Origin of the sequence: Streptomyces sp. NPDC101191 (assembly GCF_044767915.1) — a bacterium.
GTDB lineage: Bacteria > Actinomycetota > Actinomycetes > Streptomycetales > Streptomycetaceae > Streptomyces.
Genome location: NZ_JBIWOU010000004.1, coordinates 1 through 22,014 on the forward strand (window position 1 = coordinate 1; position 22,014 = coordinate 22,014).

A 22,014-nucleotide genomic window follows, 5' to 3' on the forward strand; every position below is an offset into this window, starting at 1 on the left:
TGTACTCACCCTCGCGGGCTTTCCTCCGGGCGCTTCCTTCGTTTCCGACTCTATCAGATCTTTCCGATCCGATTTCCTCGGTGCTTTCCGGTCCCGGCTTTCCGACTTTCGTCTTCTTTTCCGAGGCCTTCCGGCGTGTTTCCAACTTTATCAGAAGTTCTGAGTCGGAATTTCCGCCTCCCGGTTCGACCTCCTGGCACACAGTGGTGCCTGGGGCTTCCCCTCTGGCGGAGCCGTAAACGTACTGGAGGGGGGCGCCCCGATGCAAATCGAGGCGCCCCCCTCCGGTCGTACGCGACGGTCCGTCAGACCTCCACGACCACCGGGAGGATCATCGGGCGGCGGCGGTAGGTGTCGGAGACCCACTTGCCGACCGTGCGACGGATCAGCTGCTGGAGCTGGTGCGGCTCGACCACGCCGTCCTGGGCGGACTTGTTCAGGGCCTGGTCGATCTTGGGGAGCACCGCGTCGAAGGCGGAGTCGTCGATGCCGGAGCCCCGGGCGTGGACGTGCGGACCGCCCACGATCTTGCCGGTCGTGGAGTCCACGACCAGGAAGACCGAGATGATCCCTTCCTCACCGAGGATCCGGCGGTCCTTGAGCGAGCTCTCGGTGACGTCGCCGACCGAGAGGCCGTCCACGTACACGTAGCCGGCCTGGACCTTGCCGGTGATCCGGGCGCGGCCGTCGACCAGGTCGACGACGACGCCGTCCTCGGCGATGACGATGTGGTCCTTCGGGATACCCGTCATCGCGCCGAGCTCGGCGTTGGCACGCAGGTGGCGCCATTCGCCGTGGACCGGCATGAGGTTCTTCGGCTTGCAGATGTTGTAGAAGTACAGCAGCTCGCCGGCCGAGGCGTGGCCCGAGACGTGCACCTTGGCGTTGCCCTTGTGGACGACGTTGGCGCCCCAGCGGGTCAGGCCGTTGATGACGCGGTAGACCGCGTTCTCGTTGCCCGGGATCAGGGACGAGGCCAGGATGACCGTGTCCCCGGGGACGATCCGGATCTGGTGGTCGCGGTTGGCCATGCGGGAGAGGGCGGCCATGGGCTCGCCCTGGGACCCCGTACACACCAGCACGACCTCGTCGTCCGGGAGGTCGTCGAGCGTCTTCACGTCGACGACGAGGCCGGCCGGGACCCGCAGGTAGCCGAGGTCGCGGGCGATGCCCATGTTGCGGACCATCGAGCGGCCGACGAAGGCGACCCGGCGGCCGTACTCGTGGGCGGCGTCGATGATCTGCTGGATGCGGTGCACGTGGCTGGCGAAGCTGGCCACGATGATGCGCTTCGGCGCGTTCGCGAAGACGTTCCGCAGGACGTTCGAGATGTCGCGCTCCGGCGGGACGAAGCCCGGGACCTCGGCGTTCGTGGAGTCGGAGAGGAGGAGGTCGATGCCCTCCTCGCTCAGCCGCGCGAACGCGTGGAGGTCGGTGAGACGACCGTCCATCGGGAGCTGGTCCATCTTGAAGTCACCGGTGGCGACGGCCATGCCCGCGGGGGTGCGGATGGCGACGGCCAGGGCGTCCGGGATGGAGTGGTTGACCGCGATGAACTCGCAGTCGAAGGGGCCCATCTGCTCGCGGTCGCCCTCCTTCACCTCGAGGGTGTAGGGGCGGATGCGGTGCTCCTGGAGCTTCGCCTCGATCAGGGCGAGGGTCAGCTTGGAGCCGATGAGCGGGATGTCCGGCTTCAGCCGGAGCAGGTAGGGGACGGCACCGATGTGGTCCTCGTGGCCGTGCGTGAGCACGATGCCCTCGATGTCGTCGAGTCGGTCCCGGATGATGGTGAAGTCCGGCAGGATCAGGTCGACGCCAGGCTGCTCCTCCTCGGGGAAGAGGACGCCGCAGTCGACGATCAGCAGACGGCCGTCGAACTCGAAGACCGTCATGTTCCGGCCGATCTCACCGAGGCCGCCGAGCGGGATGACGCGCAGGCCGCCCTTGGGCAGCTTCGGCGGGGCGCCGAGTTCAGGATGCGGATGGCTCAAAAGACTCTCCTCACCACGCGCGCCACGTACCGGCTCGGCACGTGGCGCGCATGACATTCGTGCACTTGCTTGTTGTGTTCAGTTACGGATCTTCAGTTGTGAAGTCTGTTGTCAGAGCTGTACCCCGCCCGCGGCCAGATCGACCTTGAGCTGGGCGGTCTCCTCGGCGGAGAGCTCGACGAGCGGCAGGCGCAGGGGGCCGGCCGGGAGGCCCTGGAGGGCGAGGGCGGCCTTGGTGGTCATGACGCCCTGGGTGCGGAACATGCCGGTGAAGACCGGCAGCAGCCGCTGGTGGATCTCGGTGGCCTTCTGGACGTCGCCGGCCAGATAGGCGTCGAGCATGGCGCGGAGCTCCGGGGCGACGACGTGGCCGACCACGGAGACGAAGCCGCAGGCGCCCACGGAGAGCAGCGGCAGGTTGAGCATGTCGTCGCCGGAGTACCAGGCGAGGCCGGACCGCGCGATGGCCCAGCTCGCGCGGCCGAGGTCGCCCTTGGCGTCCTTGTTGGCGACGATCCGGGGGTGCTCGGCCAGCCGGACGATGGTCGCGGTGTCGATCGGGACGCCGCTGCGGCCGGGGATGTCGTAGAGCATCACCGGGAGCTCGGTGGCGTCGGCGATGGCCGAGAAGTGCCGGTACAGGCCCTCCTGCGAGGGCTTGTTGTAGTACGGCGTGACGGCGAGCAGGCCGTGCGCGCCGTCGCGCTCGGCGGCGCGGACGAGCTCGAGGGTGTGGTGGGTGTCGTTGGTTCCGATGCCGGCGACGACGTGGGCGCGGTCGCCGACCGCCTCCAGTACCGCCCGTACGAGCTGCGATTTCTCCGCGTCGGTGGTGGTGGGGGACTCGCCGGTGGTGCCGTTGACGATCAGGCCGTCGTTGCCCGCGTCGACGAGGTGGGCGGCGAGTCGCTGGGCGCCGTCGAGGTCGAGTGCGCCGTCCGCCGTGAACGGCGTGACCATGGCGGTGAGCACCCGCCCGAAGGGGGTCTGCGGAGTGGAGATCGGAGCCATGGGTAACACGCTACTCGCTGCTCAGCGCCGGGTGTCCCTTAGGGGGACGCGATAAGGGGAGCCCGGCACTGCCTGCTCGGGGGTTCAAGCAGTGCCGGGTCCGTTTGATCAGCCTAGATGAACTTCGTGAAACGTCGCAATACGGACACTTCGCGCGTGAAGTTCGTACTTATGTGCATACGGCCCGTACGTCAGGGCGCCACACGGCCGTTCTTGTTGAAGGCCTCGTAGGTCAGCGGCATGAGCCGGGCCCAGTGGGCCTCCATCTTCTCGCCGACCATCTCGATCTCCCGCTGCGGGAAGGACGGCACCGCGGCCAGCTCGTGCTGGGTGCGCAGGCCGAGGAAGTGCATCAGCGAGCGGGCGTTGCAGGTGGCGTACATCGAGGAGAAAAGGCCGACCGGGAGGACCGAACGGGCCACCTCACGGGCGACGCCGGCGGCCAGCATCTCCTGGTAGGTGGCGTACGCCTGTCGGTAGGAGTCCTCCATGGTCCGGCTGACCAGCTCGTGCTGCTCCTCGGTGCCCTCGACGAAGACGTACTTGCCCGGGCGGCCCTGCTGGACCAGCTTGCGGGAAGTGTCGGGCACGTAGAAGACGGGCTGCAGCTCCCTGTAGCGGCCCGACTCCTCGTTGTAGGACCAGCCCACCCGGTGCCGCATGAACTCGCGGAACACGAAGATCGGGGCACTGATGAAGAACGTCATCGAGTTGTGCTCGAAGGGGCTGCCGTGCCGGTCCCGCATCAGGTAGTTGATGAGGCCCTTGGAGCGCTCCGGGTCCTTCTGGAGCTCTTCGAGGGACTGCTCGCCCGCGGTGGACACACGCGCCGCCCAGAGGACGTCGGAGTCGGTCGCGGCGCTCCGTACCAGCTCGACCGTGACGTCGCTCCGGATGTCGATCTTGGCGTCGTGCTCGGTGGGGGTGTCGGTCACCAGCGGTCCTTCCGGCGGGGCTCGTTGCAGTCGTCCACTCTATCCATCTCCCTCTCAAGGATGAGATTCGGCCGCTTTGATGAAAAAACGGCACCAAAGCGCCGGTTCGCTCGTCTGTACCTGTGACACACACGAGCACCACCGCCCCGAGGAGAGTGGCCCGATGTTCAGCCGGCGAGAGGCCGTCCCGTTCGCGTTCGTCGCGGAGACCGACCGCTTCCGCAGTAACGTCACTCCGCCGCCTCGGGAGCGTCCCACGCCCTCCCAGGTCCTCGGCCGTACGCTGATCGGGCTGACCGTGGTGGCGGGGCTCGTCGGCTCGCTCGCGCTCGGCATGCCCTCCCTGCAGACCGGGCCGGCGGACGGACGGCACCAGCAGTCCGAGGCTTCCGACGGGCGCTGAGGTAGCCTCACCGGGCACAGCCCACCGAACGTGCTTGTGAGTGAGGACCTGTCGTGCCCCTGCCCTTTCTGACGGCCGACCGTGACGTCGAGGCCGATGACGACATCGCGCTGCCGTTCGACGACCACGACCAGTGGCGTCGTCCGTACCGGCCCGGGCCGTGGCGGGTCGGAATCGCCGCGCTCGCGCTGCTGCTCGCCTCGTTCGTCCTGCTCGCGGCCGTCATCGTCACCGCCGCCGGCGCGACCGGCGGGGCCCTGTTCACCTTCGCGTTCGCCGCGCTGATCATCGGCGCGGCGCTGCGCGTGCTGCGCATGGGCGTGTGGGTGAGCCGGGCCGGGCTGCGGCACGTCTCGTTCTTCTCGACGCGGACCGTGCCCTGGGGCCAGACCTCGGCCGTGCGCACCACGCAGCAGCCGGTGCGCTGGCTGGGACTCCCCCGTACGGTCCAGGGCCAGGCCCTGATGCTCGTACGGCACAACGGTGAGCAGACGCCGCTGCTCACCGACCACAACGCCGACTTCCTCTCGCGCGTCGAGGCCTTCGACCGCGCCGCGGACACGATCGAGGCCTGGAACGCGGAGTACGCCGGCGCGCACTGATCACACGCCGGCCGGGGCCGGGTCCCGGCTCAGGCCAGGGCCCGGCCCGTCTCGTGCAGGGTGATCGCCCGCTGCATCGCCTGGCGGGCGCGGGGGGTGTCGCGGGCGTCGTGGTACGCGACCGCGAGCCGGAACCAGCAGCGCCAGTCGTCGGGCGAGTCCTCCGTCTCGGCCTTGCGCCGGGCGAAGACCTCGTCGGCCGAGTCGCGGTCGATACGGCCGCCCTCGGTGCGCCTGAGCTCGTCGACCGGCAGCCCGCCCTCGGCCTCCAGCTCCGCGGCCAGGCGGTTCGCCCGGCGCGCGAAGCGGGTGTTCTTCCACAGGAACCAGCCGCCGACCAGCGGCAGCAGGAACGCGACCGCTCCCATGCCCATCGCCGCCGGCTCGCCGGTCAGCAGGAGCAGGATCCCCTCCATGCCCACGACCCCGAAGACGAGGACGAGGACGGTGGAGAGGAAGACGTACGTGATCTTTCCGCCCATGACCGTCAGCCCAGGTCCAGGAAGTGCTCCAGGCCGAACGTGAGGCCCGGGGCGGTCACGACGCGGCGGGCGCCCAGGAGGATGCCCGGCATGAAGCTGGAGTGGTGCAGGGAGTCGTGCCGGATGGTGAGGCTCTCGCCCTCGCCGCCCAGCAGCACCTCCTGGTGGGCCAGCAGACCGGCCAGCCGGACGGCATGGACCCGGACGCCGTCCACGTCCGCGCCGCGCGCCCCGTCCAGGGCGGTCGCGGTGGCGTCCGGCTGAGCGCCGAGACCGGCCTCGGCGCGGGCGGCGGCGATCAGCTGGGCCGTCCGGGTGGCCGTGCCCGAGGGGGCGTCCACCTTGTGCGGGTGGTGCAGCTCGACGACCTCGACGGACTCGAAGTACGGGGCCGCGATCTGCGCGAACTTCATCGTGAGGACCGCGCCGATGGAGAAGTTCGGGGCGATCAGGACGCCCGTCTCCGGGGACTGGGCGAGCCAGCCCTTCAGCTGCGCGAGGCGCTCCTCGGTCCAGCCGGTGGTCCCGACGACCGCGTGGATGCCGTGGCGCACGCAGAAGTCGAGGTTTCCCATGACCGAGGCCGGGGTGGTCAGCTCGACGGCGACCTGGGCGTCCGCGTCGACGAGCGTCTCCAGCTTGTCACCGCGGCCGAGGGTCGCGACCAGTTCCATGTCCTCGGCGGCCTCGACGGCCCTGACCGCCTCGGCGCCGATCCGGCCCTGGGCTCCGAGGACCGCCACGCGCAGCTTGCTCATTGCACTTCCTTACTCGTACTCGAGGGACTCGGGGGTCAGGAGACCGCTTCGTGGAGGCGGCTCGCCTGCTTGTCCTTCAGCGGGCCTATCACCGAGAGCGAGGGCCGCTGCCGCAGCACGTCGCGTGCCACGTCCCGTACGTCGTCGGGGGTGACGGCGGCGATCCGGGCCAGCATGTCGTCGACCGACATCTGGGTGCCCCAGCACAGCTCGCTCTTGCCGATGCGGTTCATCAGCGCGCCGGTGTCCTCCAGGCCGAGGACGGTCGACCCGGAGAGCTGGCCGATGGCACGGGCGATCTCGTCGTCGGTGAGGCCGTCCGTGGCGACCTTGTCGAGCTCGTCCCGGCAGATCCGCAGCACGTCGTGGATCTGGCTGGGCCGGCAGCCCGCGTACACGCCGAAGAGGCCGCAGTCGGCGAATCCGGACGTGTACGAGTACACGCTGTAGGCGAGGCCGCGCTTCTCCCGGACCTCCTGGAAGAGGCGGGAGGACATGCCGCCGCCGAGGGCGGTGTTCAGCACGCCGAGGGCCCAGCGGCGCTCGTCGGTGCGGGCCAGGCCCGGCATGCCGAGGACCACATGGGCCTGTTCGGTCTTGCGGCCCAGCAGCTCGACCCGGCCCGCGGTGCGGATGGTGCGCTTCCCGTCGCGCGGGGCGACCGGGGTGGCGTCCGGACGGCCGAGGGCGCCGGCCTTCTCGAAGGCGCGGCGGACCTGGCGTACCACCGTGGCGTGGTCGACGTTGCCGGCGGCGGCGACGACCAGGTGGGTGGGGTCGTAGTGCTTCTTGTAGAAGCGGGCGACCTGGTCCCGGGTGAGCGCGTTGATGGTGTCGACGGTGCCGAGGACCGGGCGGCCCAGCGGCGTGTCGCCGAACATCGTCTGCGCGAACAGGTCGTGCACGACGTCACCGGGGTCGTCCTCGGTCATCGCGATCTCCTCGAGGATGACGCCGCGCTCGGCGTCCACGTCGGAGTCGAGGATGAGCGAGCCCGTCAGCATGTCGCAGACGACGTCGATCGCCAGCGGCAGGTCGGTGTCGAGGACCCGGGCGTAGTAGCAGGTGAACTCCTTCGCCGTGAAGGCGTTCATCTCGCCGCCGACCGCGTCGAGCGCGGCGGAGATGTCGAGGGCGGACCGCTTGTGGGTGCCCTTGAAGAGGAGGTGCTCCAGGTAGTGGGTGGCGCCGTTGAGCGCCGGCGTCTCGTCGCGGGAGCCGACGTGCGCCCAGATGCCGAAGGTGGCGGAGCGCACCGAGGGCAGCGTCTCGGTGACGATGCGGAGGCCGCCGGGGAGGGTGGTGCGGCGGACGGTGCCGATGCCGTCCCTGCCCGGGAGAAGCGTTTGGGTACGGGCGACGGCCCGCCCCTCGGAAGAGGGGCGGGCCGTCGTCGCGGAACTGCGGGACGTCACTGGTCGGTGTCGTCCTTCGCCTCGTCCTCGCCCTCGATCACGGGGATGAGGGAGAGCTTGCCGCGCTGGTCGATCTCGGCGATCTCGACCTGGACCTTGGAGCCGATCGCGAGCACGTCCTCGACGTTCTCCACGCGCTTGCCACCGGCGAGCTTGCGGATCTGCGAGATGTGCAGCAGGCCGTCCTTGCCCGGGAGCAGGGAGACGAAGGCACCGAAGGTGGTGGTCTTGACGACCGTACCCAGGTAGCGCTCGCCGACCTCCGGCATGGTCGGGTTGGCGATGCCGTTGATCGTGGCGCGGGCGGCCTCGGCCTGCGAGCCGACCTGGGCACCGATGTAGATCGTGCCGTCGTCCTCGATCGTGATCTCGGCGCCGGTGTCCTCCTGGATCTGGTTGATCATCTTGCCCTTGGGGCCGATGACCTCGCCGATCTTGTCCACGGGGATCTTCACGGTGATGATCCGCGGGGCGTTCGGGGACATCTCGTCCGGGGTGTCGATCGCTTCCATCATCACGTCGAGGATGTGGAGGCGGGCGTCACGGGCCTGCTTGAGGGCCGCGGCCAGGACGGAGGCCGGGATGCCGTCCAGCTTGGTGTCGAGCTGGAGGGCGGTGACGAACTCCTTCGTACCGGCGACCTTGAAGTCCATGTCGCCGAAGGCGTCCTCCGCACCGAGGATGTCGGTGAGGGCGACGTAGTGCGTCTCGCCGTTGATCTCCTGGGAGATCAGGCCCATGGCGATACCGGCGACGGGGGCCTTGAGGGGCACACCGGCGTTCAGCAGCGACATGGTGGAGGCGCAGACCGAGCCCATGGACGTCGAACCGTTGGAGCCGAGGGCCTCGGACACCTGACGGATCGCGTACGGGAACTCCTCGCGGGTCGGGAGGACCGGCACGATCGCGCGCTCGGCGAGCGCGCCGTGGCCGATCTCGCGGCGCTTCGGCGAACCGACGCGGCCGGTCTCGCCGACGGAGTACGGCGGGAAGTTGTAGTTGTGCATGTAGCGCTTGCGGGTCACCGGGGAGAGGGTGTCCAGCTGCTGCTCCATGCGGAGCATGTTGAGGGTGGTGATGCCCAGGATCTGGGTCTCGCCACGCTCGAACAGGGCGGAGCCGTGCACGCGCGGGATGGCCTCGACCTCGGCGGCGAGCGTACGGATGTCCGTGACGCCACGGCCGTCGATGCGGACCTTGTCCTTGATGACGCGCTCGCGCACCAGGGCCTTGGTCAGGCTGCGGTAGGCGGCGGAGATCTCCTTCTCGCGGCCCTCGAAGGCCGGGAGGAGCTTCTCGGCGGCCAGCTCCTTGACGCGGTCCAGCTCGGCCTCGCGGTCCTGCTTGCCCGCGATGGTCAGCGCCTGGGAGAGCTCGCCCTTGACGGCGGCCGCGAGGGCCTCGTACACGTCGTCCTGGTAGTCCAGGAAGACCGGGAACTCGCCCTCGGGCTTGGCGGCCTTGGCGGCCAGGTCGGCCTGGGCCTTGCAGAGGACCTTGATGAAGGGCTTCGCGGCCTCGAGGCCCGCGGCGACGACCTCCTCGGTCGGCGCCTCGGCGCCGCCCTGGACGAGGGCGATGGTCTTCTCGGTGGCCTCGGCCTCGACCATCATGATCGCGACGTCGCCGTCCTCCAGGACGCGGCCCGCGACGACCATGTCGAAGACGGCGTCCTCGAGCTCGGTGTGCGTCGGGAACGCGACCCACTGGCCCTGGATCAGCGCGACGCGGACGCCGCCGATCGGGCCGGAGAAGGGCAGGCCGGCCAGCTGGGTGGACGCGGACGCGGCGTTGATCGCGACGACGTCGTACAGGTGGTCGGGGTTGAGCGCCATGATCGTGGCGACGACCTGGATCTCGTTGCGCAGGCCCTTCTTGAAGGACGGGCGCAGCGGGCGGTCGATCAGGCGACAGGTGAGGATCGCGTCCTCGGAGGGCCGGCCCTCACGGCGGAAGAAGGAGCCGGGAATCTTGCCGGCGGCGTACATCCGCTCCTCGACGTCCACCGTCAGGGGGAAGAAGTCGAGCTGGTCCTTGGGCTTCTTCGACGCGGTGGTCGCGGAAAGGACCATCGTGTCGTCGTCCAGGTACGCGACGGCGGAGCCGGCGGCCTGGCGGGCCAGACGGCCCGTCTCGAAGCGGATGGTGCGGGTGCCGAAGGAGCCGTTGTCGATGACGGCCTCGGCGTAGTGGGTCTCGTTCTCCACTAGCGGTTTCTCCTACGTTTCGTCTTTGCGCCCGCGGCCCGTGTGGCCGGGGGCGGTGCGGGAGAAGCTCTGTCGTGGCGGGCCGGTCTTCGATCGAAGCTCCCGGGAATGAGGTCCGGGGGCCACTACCGAGGACCGGCGGCGTGCCGGCTGCTTCTCACGCGTGGATGTGGCGTTGTGTGACCAGACTAATTGCCGGTGGGCACATCGCGCACGTACAGCAAAGGGAGCGGCCCCCTGAAAGTGGGAACCGCTCCCTTCACAGCGTCTTACTTGGCGCCGCCGGCCGCACCGCGGCGGATGCCCAGGCGGTCGACCAGCGCACGGAAGCGCTGGATGTCCTTCTTGGCCAGGTACTGCAGCAGGCGGCGGCGCTGACCGACCAGGATCAGCAGACCACGACGGGAGTGGTGGTCGTGCTTGTGGGTCTTGAGGTGCTCGGTCAGGTCCGAGATGCGGCGGGACAGCATGGCGACCTGGACCTCGGGGGAGCCGGTGTCGCCCTCCTTGGTGCCGAACTCGGCCATGATCTGCTTCTTGACGGCGGCGTCGAGAGCCACGCGGATCTCCTCTTGGTTCGTGCGCCCACGAGTGCCCCTGGTCTTGATCTCAGGGGAAGCTTCCGTGACTCGCGGGCGAAGGTCCGATGAGCGCTGCTCCCCGGTCTCGGACCCGGGAGCGCGTACACAAACGGCCGTCACACAGCGTACCAGCTCGCCCGAGGGCTCCCGGAGCGGGCCTGGGGAGATCCAGGCCGCCCCGGTTCGGCCGCACGGGCCGGCGGGGCCGACTCGGCCGGCCGGGCGGCCGGCCCGTCGGCATGTGCGCAGGTCAGCGGGCCGGCGGCTCAGCCGGTCAGCGAGCGGGCCCGCATGAACACGTCGAGGACGCCGAGGCACAGCGGCACCAGGGAGAGCAGGACGAAGCCCTCCGTGAGGTCGAGCAGCCGGCCCCAGAAGGGCGAGAGGCCCTTCCTCGGGATGATCAGGCCGATCGCGGTGACCAGGGCGGCGCCCGCGGCGACGGCCGCGCTCAGCCAGATCGTCCGGATGTCCAGGCCGCCGCGGTCCCCGTACATGAGGAGGTCCTTGACCAGGTCGACCGGCGGATTCAGGGACAGGCCGAGGATCAGCAGGGCGATGGCGGCGAGACCGGCCACCAGGACGCAGGCGACCTGCGACGTGTAGCGGAAGAGCCGGGCGCGCAGCAGCATCGCGAGACCCGCGGCGAGGGCCAGGAGCTGGCCCCAGGTGTTCCCGGCGAAGCCGAGCACCGCGCAGGAGCCGACGACGACGGCCGCGCAGCCGCCGACCAGGCCGAGCAGCATCTCGTGGCCCCTGCGGGCCTGCAGCGCGATGCGCTCGCCGTCGACGGGCTGCGCCTCGGCGTGGACCGCCTGGTGCGGGTCGGCGAGGAACTCCTCGTCGGCGGCGCTGCGCGGGGAGGCGTAGCCGATGGGCAGCCGGGCGAAGCGGGCCGACAGACCGGGCAGGAAGGCGACCAGGCCGATGGCGACGGGCACGCACACGGCGGCGGTGCCGGTGGCCGTGCCCTCGGTGAGGATCGCGACGAAGGTCGCGAGGGTGCCGACGGTGGCCAGGAAGGTCGCCGCGACGAACGGGGCGTCGCCGCTCGGCGTGAGCGCCACGAGGGCGACGGAGGCGACCAGGACGGTGACGCAGCCGAGCAGGAACTGGAGCCGGCCGGGGCCCTGCCCCGCGTCGGCGGCGACGATGCCGGAGCCGGCGATGAGCAGCAGCGGCAGCGCGCCCAGCCCGAGCGCTACGGCGGTGGCCCGGTCGCCGTACACCCGGGCGCGGACCCCGGCGAAGGCGGTCAGCAGCACGCCGGCGGCGCCGGCGATGATGCCGGGCAGGCTGTGCATGTCGTGGCGGACCGGGTCGGCGAACCAGAGCACGAAGCCCATGAGGACGAGGAGCAGCACGCCGCCGACGAGTCCCGCGCCGCGCAGCAGTTCGTCGCTCCACAGGTGCCGGTCGCGGGTGACGGCGGAGGCGACGGCGTCGGAGACGTCGTCGAAGACGGCCGGCGGCAGGGACTGCGCGAACGGGCGCAGCGAGAGCACCTCGCCGTCGAGGACCTGCTGCGCGGAGAGGCTGCGGGCGCCGTCGAGGACGGTGCCGTCGCGGCGGACCAGGTGATAGCCGGTGGGGGCCCCGGCCGGCTGGGTCTGCCCGGTGAGCCGGAGGATCTCCGGGTAGACGTCGGCGACGGCGATGTCCTCCGGGAGTGCGACGTCGATGCGGCTGTCCGGCGCCACGACGGTGACGCGGCAGAAGCCGGTCGCTGCGGTCGTACTCACGTTTCTGGACCCCCTGATTCGCGGTTGCGCACGGTGCGGCGACACCCTACCGGGGAGTGGGGACGGTGGTGGCAAGTAGGATCGCCGTCTCGCGGGGGAGGCGGTCGCCGACGGGGGCGCCGGAGTGCAGGGTCCCCGCACGAGCCCGCCCGTAACGAGGGATTGATGCGCCGGTGAGCCAGATCGTCGTCAAACGCCCGCCGAGGTCCCTTCCTCCGGAAGTACCCAGCGAGGAACTGGTCCTGGAGTCTCCGCCGGAACTGCCGCGGGGACAGCAGGAGTCCGCGTTGATGCAGCTCCTGCCGATGCTCGGCATGGGCTCGTCCGTGGTGTTCTTCTTCATGACGCCGTCTCCGATCATGCGCATCATGGGTACCCTCATGCTCGCGTCGACGGTCGGCATGGCCATCGCCCAGTTCGTCAGATTCCGTCGTGGGTCGCAGGGGCAAATGGCCGATGTGCGGCGGGACTACCTCAAATACCTCGCGCAGACCCGCCGTACGGTGCGGCGCACCGCCCGCAAGCAGCGGGACGCGCAGCTGTTTCTGCACCCGGCGCCCGAGCAGTTGTGGTCCGTGGTCGCCGAGGGTTCGCGGGTGTGGGAGCGCCGGGTCGGCGACCACGACTTCGCGCAGGCGCGGATCGGCCTCGGGGCGCAGCAGTTGGCGACCCCGCTGGTGGCGCCGGACACGGCGCCGGTGGACGAGCTGGAGCCGCTGTGCGCGGGCGCGATGCAGCAGTTCCTCGCGGTGCACGGCACCTTGGACGGCCTTCCGATGGCGGTCTCGCTGCGGGCGTTCTACCACGTGACGGTGTCGGGCGATCCGGAGTCCGCGCAGTCGGCGGCGCGCGGTCTGGTGGCGCAGCTGGTGACGCTGCACTCCCCCGACGACCTGATGCTGGCCGTGGTGGCGGCTCGGGGCGCGCAGGAGCGCTGGGACTGGACGAAGTGGCTGCCGCACAACCAGGTGCCGGGCACCGTCGACGGGGCCGGTACGAAGCGCCTGTTCGGCGACGACCTGGGCGAGTTGGAGCAGTTGATCCGCTCGCGCCTGGACGGCCGGCCGCGGTTCGGCCGGGACAGCCAGCCGGTTCTGGACCAGCCGCACGTCGTGGTGATCCTGGACGGCGGGATGGTGCCGCCGGACTCGCTGTTCGCGGCGGCCGAGGGGCTGCAGGGCGTGACCATCGTCGAGGTGGTCTCCGGTGAGCTGGACGAGCCGCGCGGCGGTCTGTCCGTGGTCGTACGGCCGGGACGGCTGCGCCTGGAGTCCGGTGGCGGCTTCGCGTACGAGGGCGTGCCGGACGTCATGTCGCTGCCCGCGGCGGAGGCGCTGGCCCGCCAGCTGGCACCGCTGCGGATGGGCGGCGGGGACGACGACGAACCGCTGCTCGCCAACCTGGACTTCACGGACCTGCTGAACCTGGGCGACGCGGCCTCGGTGGACGTGGCCCGCACCTGGCGGCCGCGGTCGGTCGCCGAGCGGCTGCGCGTGCCGATCGGCGTCGGTGAGGACGGCGCACCGGTCATGCTGGACCTGAAGGAGGCCGCGCAGGAGGGCATGGGCCCGCACGGTCTGTGCGTGGGCGCGACCGGTTCCGGAAAGTCGGAGCTGCTGCGCACCCTGGTGCTCGGTCTGGCGGTGACGCACTCCTCGGAGACGCTGAACTTCGTCCTCGCGGACTTCAAGGGCGGTGCCACCTTCGCGGGCATGTCGCAGATGCCGCACGTGGCCGCCGTCATCACCAACCTCTCGGACGACCTGACCCTGGTCGACCGCATGGGCGACGCGATCCGCGGTGAGCTGCAGCGGCGCCAGGAGCTGCTGCGGTCCGCGGGCAACTACGCCAACATCCACGACTACGAGAAGGCCCGGGCGGCCGGCGCCCCGCTGGAGCCGCTGGCCTCGCTGGTGCTCGTCATCGACGAGTTCAGCGAGCTGCTCACGGCCAAGCCCGACTTCATCGACATGTTCATCCAGATCGGCCGCATCGGCCGCTCGCTGGGTGTGCATCTGCTGCTCGCCTCGCAGCGCCTGGAGGAGGGCAAGCTGCGCGGCCTGGACACGTACCTGTCGTACCGGATCGGTCTGCGGACCTTCTCGGCGGCCGAGTCGCGCACGGCGATCGGTGTGCCCGACGCGTACCACCTGCCGTCGGTGCCGGGTTCGGGCTATCTGAAGTTCGGCACGGACGAGATGACCCGCTTCAAGGCGGCGTACGTCTCGGGCACGTACCGGACCGGCGGTCCGCGCCTGGAGGCGGGGAACATGCCGATCGAGCGGCGGCCCGTGATGTTCACGGCCTCGCCCGTGCCGGTGGTCTACGCGGCGCCCGACCCGGCGTACCTGGCGGCGCAGCGGAGCGAGGACGACGACGCGCTCGCGGACACCGTCCTCGACGTGATCGTGCGACGCCTCGAAGGTCAGGGCGTGCCGGCGCACCAGGTGTGGCTGCCGCCGCTCGACCAGGCGCCGTCACTCGACCAGCTGCTGCCCGGGCTCGCGCAGACCCCGGACCGGGGGCTCACGGCGACCGAGTACACCCGCCCGGGCGGGCTCACGGTGCCGCTCGGCCTCATCGACAAGCCCTTCGAGCAGCGCCGCGAGGTGCTGTACCGGGACTTCTCGGGCGCGGCGGGCCACATGATGGTGGTCGGCGGTCCGCAGTCCGGCAAGTCGACGCTGATGCGCTCGCTGGTGTCGTCGTTCGCGCTCACGCACACGCCTGGAGAGGTGCAGTTCTACTGCCTGGACTTCGGTGGCGGCGGCATGTCGTCGCTGGCCGAACTGCCGCACGTCGGCGGGGTCGCGTCCCGGCTGGACCCCGAGCGGGTGCGGCGGACGGTCGCCGAGGTGCTCGGCGTGCTGAACCGGCGCGAGGAGTTCTTCCGCGCGCACAACATCGACTCCATGACCACCTACCGGCGCAAGCGGGCGGCGGGCGAGATGCCGAACGAGGCCTGGGGCGACGTGTTCCTGGTCATCGACGGCTGGGGCGGCTTCCGCAACGAGTACGAGGGTCTGGAGGCCACGGTCGCCGACCTGGCGGCGCGCGGACTCGGCTACGGCATCCACGTCGTCATCACCGCGGCCCGCTACATGGAGGTGCGGGCGGCGCTCAAGGACCAGATGCTGGGCCGCCTGGAGCTGCGGCTCGGCGACGTCATGGACTCCGAGTTCGACCGCAAGGTCGCGGCGAACGTGCCGACGGGCGTACCCGGGCGCGGTCAGGTCCCGGAGAAGCTGCACTTCATGGGGGCGCTGCCGCGGATCGACGGGTCGAGCTCGGCGCAGGACCTCGCGACGGGCACGGCCGCCTTCGTGGAGGCCGTACGCACCGCCTGGCACGGTCCGGCGGCGCCGGCGGTCCGGCTGCTGCCGCACAAGCTGGCGGCCGACCAGCTGCCGAAGGGCTTCGAGTTCCCGCAGCACGGCATCGCGATCGGCATCGACGAGACGCGCCTGGAGCCGGTGTTCGTCAACTTCGAGACCGACCCGTTCTTCCTCATCTTCGGCGAGAGCGAGTCCGGCAAGACGAACCTGCTGCGCCTGATCGCCAAGCAGATCGGCGAGCGGTACTCCCCCGACGAGGCGAAGCTCGTCGTCGGCGACTACCGCCGGGCGCTGCTCGGCGCCCTGCCGGAGGAACACCTGCTGGAGTACGCGCCGATGGCGAGCTCCATGCAGATGCACATGGAGGCCCTGTCCGGGGTGTTCGCGCGGCGCCAGCCGCCGCAGGACGTGACGCCGCAGCAGCTGCGGGACCGCAGCTGGTGGTCGGGGCCGCAGGTCTTCATCATCGTCGACGACTACGACCTGGTGGCGACGAGCGCGGGCAACCCCCTCGCGCCGCTGGCCGAGTTCCTGCCCTTCGCCCGTGACACCGGCGTGCGCTTCATCATCGCGCGCAACAGCGCGGGTGCCTCGCGGTCCATGTACGAGTCGTTCATGCAGCGCATCAAGGAACTGGGCGCGCAGGGTGTCGTCCTGTCCGGCGACCCGCAGGAGGGCGACCTGCTCGGCAACGTGCGGCCGCGTCCGATGCCGCCGGGCCGGGGCTACTTCGTCTCGCGGCGCGGCGCGGCTTCGCTGGTGCAGACGGGGCGTTTGCCGGAGAGGTGAGGTCCGTCCCTTCCTGAGAACCCGTGGCAGGGCCGCGTCTCCGGTTTCGACACCGGACCGTGACCCTGCCATTGGACGTGAGCACTTCAGAACTGCAAACATCGGTCCAACTCAGCGAAGGGGGTGCCCGTGTCGTTCGACGACGAGTGGGCTCGGCACAAGGACAACGCGGCGGCGCAGCAGACGTCGGGCATGCAGCTGAACCACGTGCCCCTGGATCCGGGCGGCGGCGGGGGCCAGCCCGATCTGGCGACGACGCCCGCCAAGAAGAAGGCGGCGGCGAACACCATCGAGACCCGGATCCAGCCGGACCTGAAGTCGGCGGCCGACGCGGCCGACGAGGGCACGAACGGCGCGGTGACGGAGTTCAAGGGCTGGGACACGGCCGCCGGTCTGAAGAAGGCCCACGAGCACTGGGACAGCCAGGTGAAGCGTCTCAACGCGCGCCTCGAATCGGAGAAGGGCGCGCTGCGGAACGCCTCCACGCTGTTCAAGAACAACGACCTGACGACGGGGTACAGCTTCACCCCGGTGCAGTCGAAGGTCTCGGGACTCTAGGGGGCGCGATGCCGACGTACCAGGAGATCATGCAGACCGACCTGGGCAAGCTGAACACCGCTGCCGAGGGCTGGAAGAGCATGGCGGAGAAGCTCAAGAAGGTCGAGGACCTCTACGAGAAGGAGGTCCAGGGCGTCGCCACGAACAATCCGCTGTGGACCGGCCAGGCGCAGCAGGTAAGCGCCACGAACTTCGGGATCACCCGCAAGGAGCTCGACTCCGCCCAGAAGGAAGCCCTCGCGATGGAGTCGCTGCTGCGCGACGCGTTCGGCACCTTCACCGAGCTCAAGGGCCGGGTGAAGTCGGCGGTCGACGAGGCGGTCACGGCCGGCATGAAGGTCTCCGAGTACGGCAGCGCGAGCTTCGACTTCAGCAAGGTGGACGCGCGGGAGGCCAACGCCATCCGCCACGACCCGGATCTGCGCGAGACGGAGATGTCGTACACGCGCAAGATCAACGACGCGGTCAAGGCGGTCACGGAGTACGACGCGGACGTCAAGGTCGCCCTTCTCGCCGCCTCCGGCGCCGACGGCTCCGCGGCGCTCGGCTTCAACTCCAAGCCCGTCAACGACGTCGAGGCCGTCGAGGCGCTCAAGCTGTCGGAGAAGGTCCGCGACGGCAAGGCGTCGAAGGAGGAGCTGGAGCACTACCGCGACCTCCTGGCGCAGAACTCCAAGGACCCGCACTTCAGCGAGGCCTACCTGGACGGTCTGGGCGCCAAGGACACCCTGAAGATCGCCGACCGGATGAACCTGGCGGCGAACGAGCGGGGCATCTCGGACGCCGAGAAGAAGCTCTACAACTCGATCAACGCGAACCTGGCGGACACGATCGCGTCCGGCACCAAGGACCCCCACAGCTACGCGTACCGGCCCTTCGTGGACGGGCTGAAGGAGCTCGGCGGGAAGAACCTGGCGAGCAACACCCAGCCGACGCTCGGTTACCAGATGCTGGCGACGCTGATGAGCACGGGCGAGCCGAAGGGCTTCGGCAAGGAGTTCCTGAACGAGATCGGCGACGACATGATCTCGATCGAGAAGAAGAAGCCCGAGGTCTGGCTGCACTTCTTCGACGGCCGGCGCCCGAACATCGCCCACGACCCGCTGGACACCGTGCTCGACATCATGAGCAAGGACCCGGCGGACGCGGAGTACTTCCTGGACCCCAAGGCGCCGGGGAACTCCAACGAGCACCTGAAGTTCCTCCTCACCGACCGCAAGTGGCCGGACCCGCTGATGAACACCCTCTACTCGGCCCCGATGGAGATGGACGACCCGTTCAAGGCCACGGGCCTCGGCAACGCCATCCAGGCGGCGGCGACGGGGCACGCGCCGAGCGAGAAGCTGGGCGAGGTGGGACTGCACACCGAGGGCCAGGCGCGGGTGATGCAGAACGCGATCCAGATCCTGGACTCCGAGATGGGCGGCGACGAGTTCCCGGAGGATCTCAAGAACCTCCAGAAGCCGATGGCGCGCGCCTTGGTGGACTACGTGGCCGACACGCACATCACCCTGGGTGGCCAGGAGTCGGAGTACGGAGGCATCAAGGGCAACCCCGACATCACCGGCTCGGGCGACAAGGCGCACCTGGCGGTGGGGCAGGGAAGCCTCGTCCGTGTCATGCGCGGGATCGCCGACGACGGCGCGGCGTACTCCCTCCTCTACGAGGCGGAACGCACCTACGGAGCCTCGCAGCTCGCCGACGCCCCGCCGTTCAACGGCAACACGATCCACGGTTCGAGCGCCGACTGGAACGACCGAGGCCGTGACATCGGCGCGGCGATGGGTGCGCTCAACGGCATCGGCGCCGACGTGTACAAGGACAAGGGTGACGACCGGGTCGAGTGGGCCGAGGACACGGCCGAGTACGCGGCCATCGGCGCCAACGGTCTCATCGGTGAGATCCCGATCGCCGGCACGGCCGGTGGCGCCCTGATCGACACGATCAAGTACGACTGGGTCAAGGACGTCACCAACGAGGCCGAGGAACAGGGCAAGAAGGACGCGAGCACCAACTACGGGAACGGCATGGAAGGCACCAACCGCCTGTTCGACGCCTGGGGTGACAAGAACGGCCTCCGGGAAGAGGGCGCATGGAAGGAGGCCAAGAACAGTGCGAACGAGGCATACGACACGGGGCGGAACGCCGCCAAGGCCCATCTGCAGCACGGTGAGTAGGCGCTCCGCCTGGCCCGCCGTCCTGGCGGTGACCGCGTTGGTCGTTACGGCATGCAGTTCCGGGAACTCCGGCTCCCAGGTCGAGGGGCTGTGCGGACGGCCCGCCGACTCGAGTGCAGGGAAGGCACTGCGGGAGGTACTGGGAACCGATGAATTCTCCACCGAGGTCATCGAGTCCGACGAGCGATTCCTCAGGAAGTTCAAGGAAGACCTGAAGGAGTGGCAGGGCGGCACGCGTTCCACCTCTCCCTCCTACCTTTGCACCTACCTGCCGGAGGACAGCAAGGAACGGGTCGTGCTCGACTTCGCGTGGTCGCCCGCCGACGAACCCGGGAAGCAGCGCGCGACGGGCGGCACGTTCTACGACCTGAACGGCGCCACGGGATCGATCGGGCACCTCTCCGCGGGCCTCTACGTGAAGTGCGAACTCCCTGGCGAGCTGGCCGGCCCGGCGGGCAAGGCCGTACTCCGCGCCGACGCCGCGCTCACGATCAACCGGGGCAAGACGGTGGACAAGGAGACGGAGGCGCGTCAGCTCTCCTTCCTCTACCTGATGACGCGCGAAGTCACGGACGCCTTGGGGTGCGAAAACAAGCCCCTGGCGAAGGACCCCGTGGTGAAGCCGTCGTGAGAACCGGATCGACATCGCAGCGGCTGCTCGCCGCCGTCGGCGCGTGCCTGGTCAGCCTGACCGCCTGCGGCTCCTCGGAGGAGCCGCAGGCGGGACCGCCGGACGACTTCGTGTGCGACATACAGGCGAAGTCGCCCGAGCAGAACCTGCTGCTGCAGATCATGCGGGCGGACACCTACACACCTCAGATCGACCACCGGACGCCTCGCTTCGTCGAGAACATGCAGATCAATCTGCGAGGGACTCCGGAGTACCGGGTCACCTCCTCGGTCCGCCAGTGCGAGTACTTCCGCAATGACGGACGTGAAGCCGGTCAGACCACCCTGACGTACAGGTGGGTGCCCCTCGCCGACGCTGAGAAGGTCGCGTATCCGGCCGAGACACGGCGCTACCGGCTTAACGGTGCGACGGGGTGGTCCCATGACACCGCGGCGGGTCTCTCCGTGCGGTGCGAGCTGCCCGGGGACCTGGAAGCACCGTCGAAGAACGTGCTTCTCCGGGCGGACGCCTCGTTCACCGTGAACCTGGGTCCCGTCCACGACCATGGCACCCAGGACCAGCAGATGGAATTCGTCTACCGCATGGCGCGCCGGGCCACGGAAGCCCTCGGCTGCGCGAACAAGCCGTTGGAGAAGGAGCCGGTCGTGGAGCCGGTCGCGGGAGAGGGCGCGTCGTGAGGGGCGTGAGGCAAGGTCTGCTGGGCGTGGTGCTGGTCGCCGGGCTGGTGGGCTGCGGGAGCGGCGGCACGGATGCCGGCGGGGCCCTGAGCCTCGACCGGCTCGTCGAGATCACCGAGAAGGTGGGCAAGGACGGCACGGACGCCTGCCCGCTGCCGTACGACCCCTCCAGGGCCGCCGAGGCGGCGAAGCTGGACCAGGACATCGAGCCGGGCCCTGCGGAGGCGGGCTCCGACAAGCCCGCCGCCACGGCCGAGGGCGGGAGGACGACCGACCCGCAGTCGCCTTACGCCGGCAAGGCCGGTGCGTGGGTCACGTGCTCCTACCACGTGGGTGGGGAGGACCTGGTCGTCCACGCCGCCGGTGCGGAAGCAGGGCAGGCGGTCAGCCTCATGCTGCCCACCATGCAGGCCGCGGCCGGCATGAACGTCGACGAGACGAAGGCCTACTGGGAGAAGACCGCCAAGGCGAAGCCCGGAGAGCCGGTGCCGAGCAAGAGCGGGAACATCGCGACCGTACCCCTCGGTTCCGGGGGCAAGGGCGACGTCGCGCTGCTTCTGACTGCCGGGGACTCCGGGAAGACCTCGCTCAAGCCCGAGCAGGTGGCGGAGCTCGCGAAGGCCTTCGCCATGCAGGCCCAGTGAACCGGCAGGGGTGATTCCGGGGATCCGGCTGACAGCCGGGTCCCCGGACACCCATCATTGACCTGCAACGACGCGCGTTCGACCGCCGCATGAAGGAGCACAGCCAGATGGGCACTCAGCAGGAGAAGGACGAGCTGTACGCGCTCGACATCAGCGGCGTCGAGTGGGAGGGCGCCCCCGGCACCAGCCCCGACGAGGAGCGCGTGGAGATCGCCCACCTGCCGGGCGGCGGCGTCGCGATGCGCTCCTCGCTCGACCACGACACCGTCCTGCGGTACACCAAGGCCGAATGGGACGCGTTCGTCCTGGGCGCCAAGGACGGGGAGTTCGACCTGCGCTAGCGCCACGAGGTCATGGTGAAGGGGCCCGCTCCGGCTGGAGCGGGCCCCTCTCACGTACCCGAAGGTCAGAAGGACTCGGTGAAGAGACGCGAGGCCTTGACGTCGGTCGAGCGGTAGTTGTCCTTGCCCTGCTCGACGATCTTGGCCGTCTTCTCGAGACGGTCCTTCATGTCCTCGGCGCGCTTCTTGTACTTGCCCTGGAGGATCTCGTACTCCCGGTGGGCGTCACCGTCCCAGGTGTCCGTGACGACGCGCAGGGCGGCGTCCATCTCCTGGATGTCCTTGATGATGTTCTGCGAGACCGTACGGATGCGGTTCGCCATCTCCTGGACGCTCTCGTACCGGACCTTGGTCCCGGCGTTGTCGACAGACATGTGCTTCCCCCTTGTCGTCAGATGTTGTTGAGCGAGCTGTGGTTGACCGCGGCGAAGGTGGCACGCACCTCGTCGTCGTTGGCGTTGCTGAGGTTCTTCGTCTCGCCGACGGCGTGGAGCAGCACGTTCAGGAGGCGACGGATGGTGTCGTGGTCCTCGTTGAGGAGCGTCTGGGCCGTCTTGAAGCCTCCGGCACCGACACCGGTCCAGCCGGCGCTGCACGTCTCGAGGATGTTGGCGAGCTCACGCGCCTGCTTGGAGACCGCCTCGCCGGTCTCCACGATCTTGTTCTTCGCCTTGACGATCGGATCGTCTGCGAGTCCGAACCCACCTGCGGGAGTGCCCATTGTGAAGCTCCTCG

Annotated in this window: 20 protein-coding genes; 9 read left to right on the forward strand and 11 right to left on the reverse strand. The window is 69.7% G+C overall.

Features of this window, described 5'->3' with window-relative positions; translation table 11 throughout:
• Positions 1-305: 305 nt before the first annotated feature.
• From ACIRQF_RS16735 to thyX, 3 genes are all read right to left on the reverse strand, one after another.
• Entirely contained in the window at positions 306-1,991 is a 1,686-nt protein-coding gene (locus ACIRQF_RS16735) for a ribonuclease J (protein ID WP_382478086.1), read from the reverse strand.
• A gap of 111 nt (positions 1,992-2,102) precedes the next feature.
• Positions 2,103-3,002, reverse strand: coding sequence for a 4-hydroxy-tetrahydrodipicolinate synthase (dapA, locus tag ACIRQF_RS16740; RefSeq protein ID WP_376637564.1), 900 nt, complete (start codon positions 3,000-3,002; stop codon positions 2,103-2,105).
• Between the two features lie 191 nt (positions 3,003-3,193).
• Positions 3,194-3,937, reverse strand: coding sequence for an FAD-dependent thymidylate synthase (gene thyX, locus ACIRQF_RS16745; RefSeq protein WP_376637563.1), 744 nt, complete (start codon positions 3,935-3,937; stop codon positions 3,194-3,196).
• A gap of 163 nt (positions 3,938-4,100) precedes the next feature.
• Between thyX and ACIRQF_RS16750 the strand changes: the two genes are divergently transcribed.
• Positions 4,101-4,340: a hypothetical protein gene (locus ACIRQF_RS16750; RefSeq protein ID WP_404092907.1), complete on the forward strand. Its 240-nt coding sequence runs from the start codon at positions 4,101-4,103 to the stop codon at positions 4,338-4,340.
• Positions 4,341-4,393: 53 nt separating this feature from the next.
• Positions 4,394-4,942 (forward strand): hypothetical protein, encoded by a 549-nt coding sequence (locus tag ACIRQF_RS16755; protein ID WP_376637561.1) that lies wholly within the window; start codon positions 4,394-4,396, stop codon positions 4,940-4,942.
• Positions 4,943-4,971: 29 nt separating this feature from the next.
• Here the strand turns inward: ACIRQF_RS16755 and ACIRQF_RS16760 are convergent, their stop codons facing one another.
• From ACIRQF_RS16760 to eccD, 6 genes are all read right to left on the reverse strand, one after another.
• A complete protein-coding gene (locus ACIRQF_RS16760; protein ID WP_382478084.1) occupies positions 4,972-5,424 on the reverse strand; it encodes a hypothetical protein in 453 nt (150 codons plus the stop codon).
• Between the two features lie 5 nt (positions 5,425-5,429).
• Complete coding sequence (gene dapB / locus ACIRQF_RS16765) at positions 5,430-6,182, reverse strand: 4-hydroxy-tetrahydrodipicolinate reductase (RefSeq protein ID WP_382478081.1); 753 nt, start codon at positions 6,180-6,182, stop codon at positions 5,430-5,432.
• A gap of 35 nt (positions 6,183-6,217) precedes the next feature.
• Complete coding sequence (locus ACIRQF_RS16770) at positions 6,218-7,597, reverse strand: M16 family metallopeptidase (protein ID WP_376637558.1); 1,380 nt, start codon at positions 7,595-7,597, stop codon at positions 6,218-6,220.
• Complete coding sequence (locus ACIRQF_RS16775; protein WP_376637557.1) at positions 7,594-9,804, reverse strand: polyribonucleotide nucleotidyltransferase; 2,211 nt, start codon at positions 9,802-9,804, stop codon at positions 7,594-7,596. Before ACIRQF_RS16775 ends, ACIRQF_RS16770 begins: the two co-directional genes overlap by 4 nt.
• A gap of 269 nt (positions 9,805-10,073) precedes the next feature.
• On the reverse strand, positions 10,074-10,364 hold the full coding sequence (gene rpsO, locus ACIRQF_RS16780) for a 30S ribosomal protein S15 (protein WP_132918941.1): 291 nt from the start codon (positions 10,362-10,364) through the stop codon (positions 10,074-10,076).
• 287 nt (positions 10,365-10,651) lie between these two features.
• Complete coding sequence (eccD, locus tag ACIRQF_RS16785; protein WP_376637556.1) at positions 10,652-12,127, reverse strand: type VII secretion integral membrane protein EccD; 1,476 nt, start codon at positions 12,125-12,127, stop codon at positions 10,652-10,654.
• Between the two features lie 173 nt (positions 12,128-12,300).
• On the opposite strand from eccD, the gene eccCa reads away from it, so the two are divergent.
• The 7 genes from eccCa (at position 12,301) to ACIRQF_RS16820 (ending at position 21,279) form a co-directional block, all read left to right on the forward strand.
• Positions 12,301-16,251, forward strand: coding sequence for a type VII secretion protein EccCa (gene eccCa / locus ACIRQF_RS16790; RefSeq protein ID WP_404092913.1), 3,951 nt, complete (start codon positions 12,301-12,303; stop codon positions 16,249-16,251).
• Positions 16,252-16,380: 129 nt separating this feature from the next.
• Positions 16,381-16,809 (forward strand): hypothetical protein, encoded by a 429-nt coding sequence (locus ACIRQF_RS16795; RefSeq protein WP_404092915.1) that lies wholly within the window; start codon positions 16,381-16,383, stop codon positions 16,807-16,809.
• Positions 16,810-16,817: 8 nt separating this feature from the next.
• Entirely contained in the window at positions 16,818-18,986 is a 2,169-nt protein-coding gene (locus ACIRQF_RS16800) for a hypothetical protein (protein WP_404092918.1), read from the forward strand.
• Positions 18,979-19,617, forward strand: coding sequence for a hypothetical protein (locus ACIRQF_RS16805; protein WP_404092921.1), 639 nt, complete (start codon positions 18,979-18,981; stop codon positions 19,615-19,617). The genes ACIRQF_RS16800 and ACIRQF_RS16805 overlap by 8 nt, the downstream gene beginning before the upstream one ends.
• Positions 19,614-20,294 carry a hypothetical protein gene (locus tag ACIRQF_RS16810; RefSeq protein ID WP_404092924.1) on the forward strand — a complete coding sequence of 227 codons (681 nt, stop codon included), beginning with the start codon at positions 19,614-19,616 and terminating at the stop codon, positions 20,292-20,294. Before ACIRQF_RS16805 ends, ACIRQF_RS16810 begins: the two co-directional genes overlap by 4 nt.
• 5 nt (positions 20,295-20,299) lie before the next feature.
• A complete protein-coding gene (locus tag ACIRQF_RS16815) occupies positions 20,300-20,938 on the forward strand; it encodes a hypothetical protein (RefSeq protein WP_404092926.1) in 639 nt (212 codons plus the stop codon).
• Between the two features lie 107 nt (positions 20,939-21,045).
• Positions 21,046-21,279: a DUF397 domain-containing protein gene (locus ACIRQF_RS16820; RefSeq protein WP_365348743.1), complete on the forward strand. Its 234-nt coding sequence runs from the start codon at positions 21,046-21,048 to the stop codon at positions 21,277-21,279.
• 65 nt (positions 21,280-21,344) lie between these two features.
• Here ACIRQF_RS16820 and ACIRQF_RS16825 read toward each other — a convergent pair whose 3' ends face one another.
• Both ACIRQF_RS16825 and ACIRQF_RS16830 read right to left on the reverse strand, forming a co-directional pair.
• Positions 21,345-21,653: a WXG100 family type VII secretion target gene (locus tag ACIRQF_RS16825; RefSeq protein WP_376637549.1), complete on the reverse strand. Its 309-nt coding sequence runs from the start codon at positions 21,651-21,653 to the stop codon at positions 21,345-21,347.
• A 17-nt stretch (positions 21,654-21,670) separates the two neighbouring features.
• Positions 21,671-22,000, reverse strand: a complete 330-nt coding sequence (locus ACIRQF_RS16830) for a hypothetical protein (RefSeq protein WP_376637548.1) — start codon at positions 21,998-22,000, stop codon at positions 21,671-21,673.
• Positions 22,001-22,014: the final 14 nt, after the last annotated feature.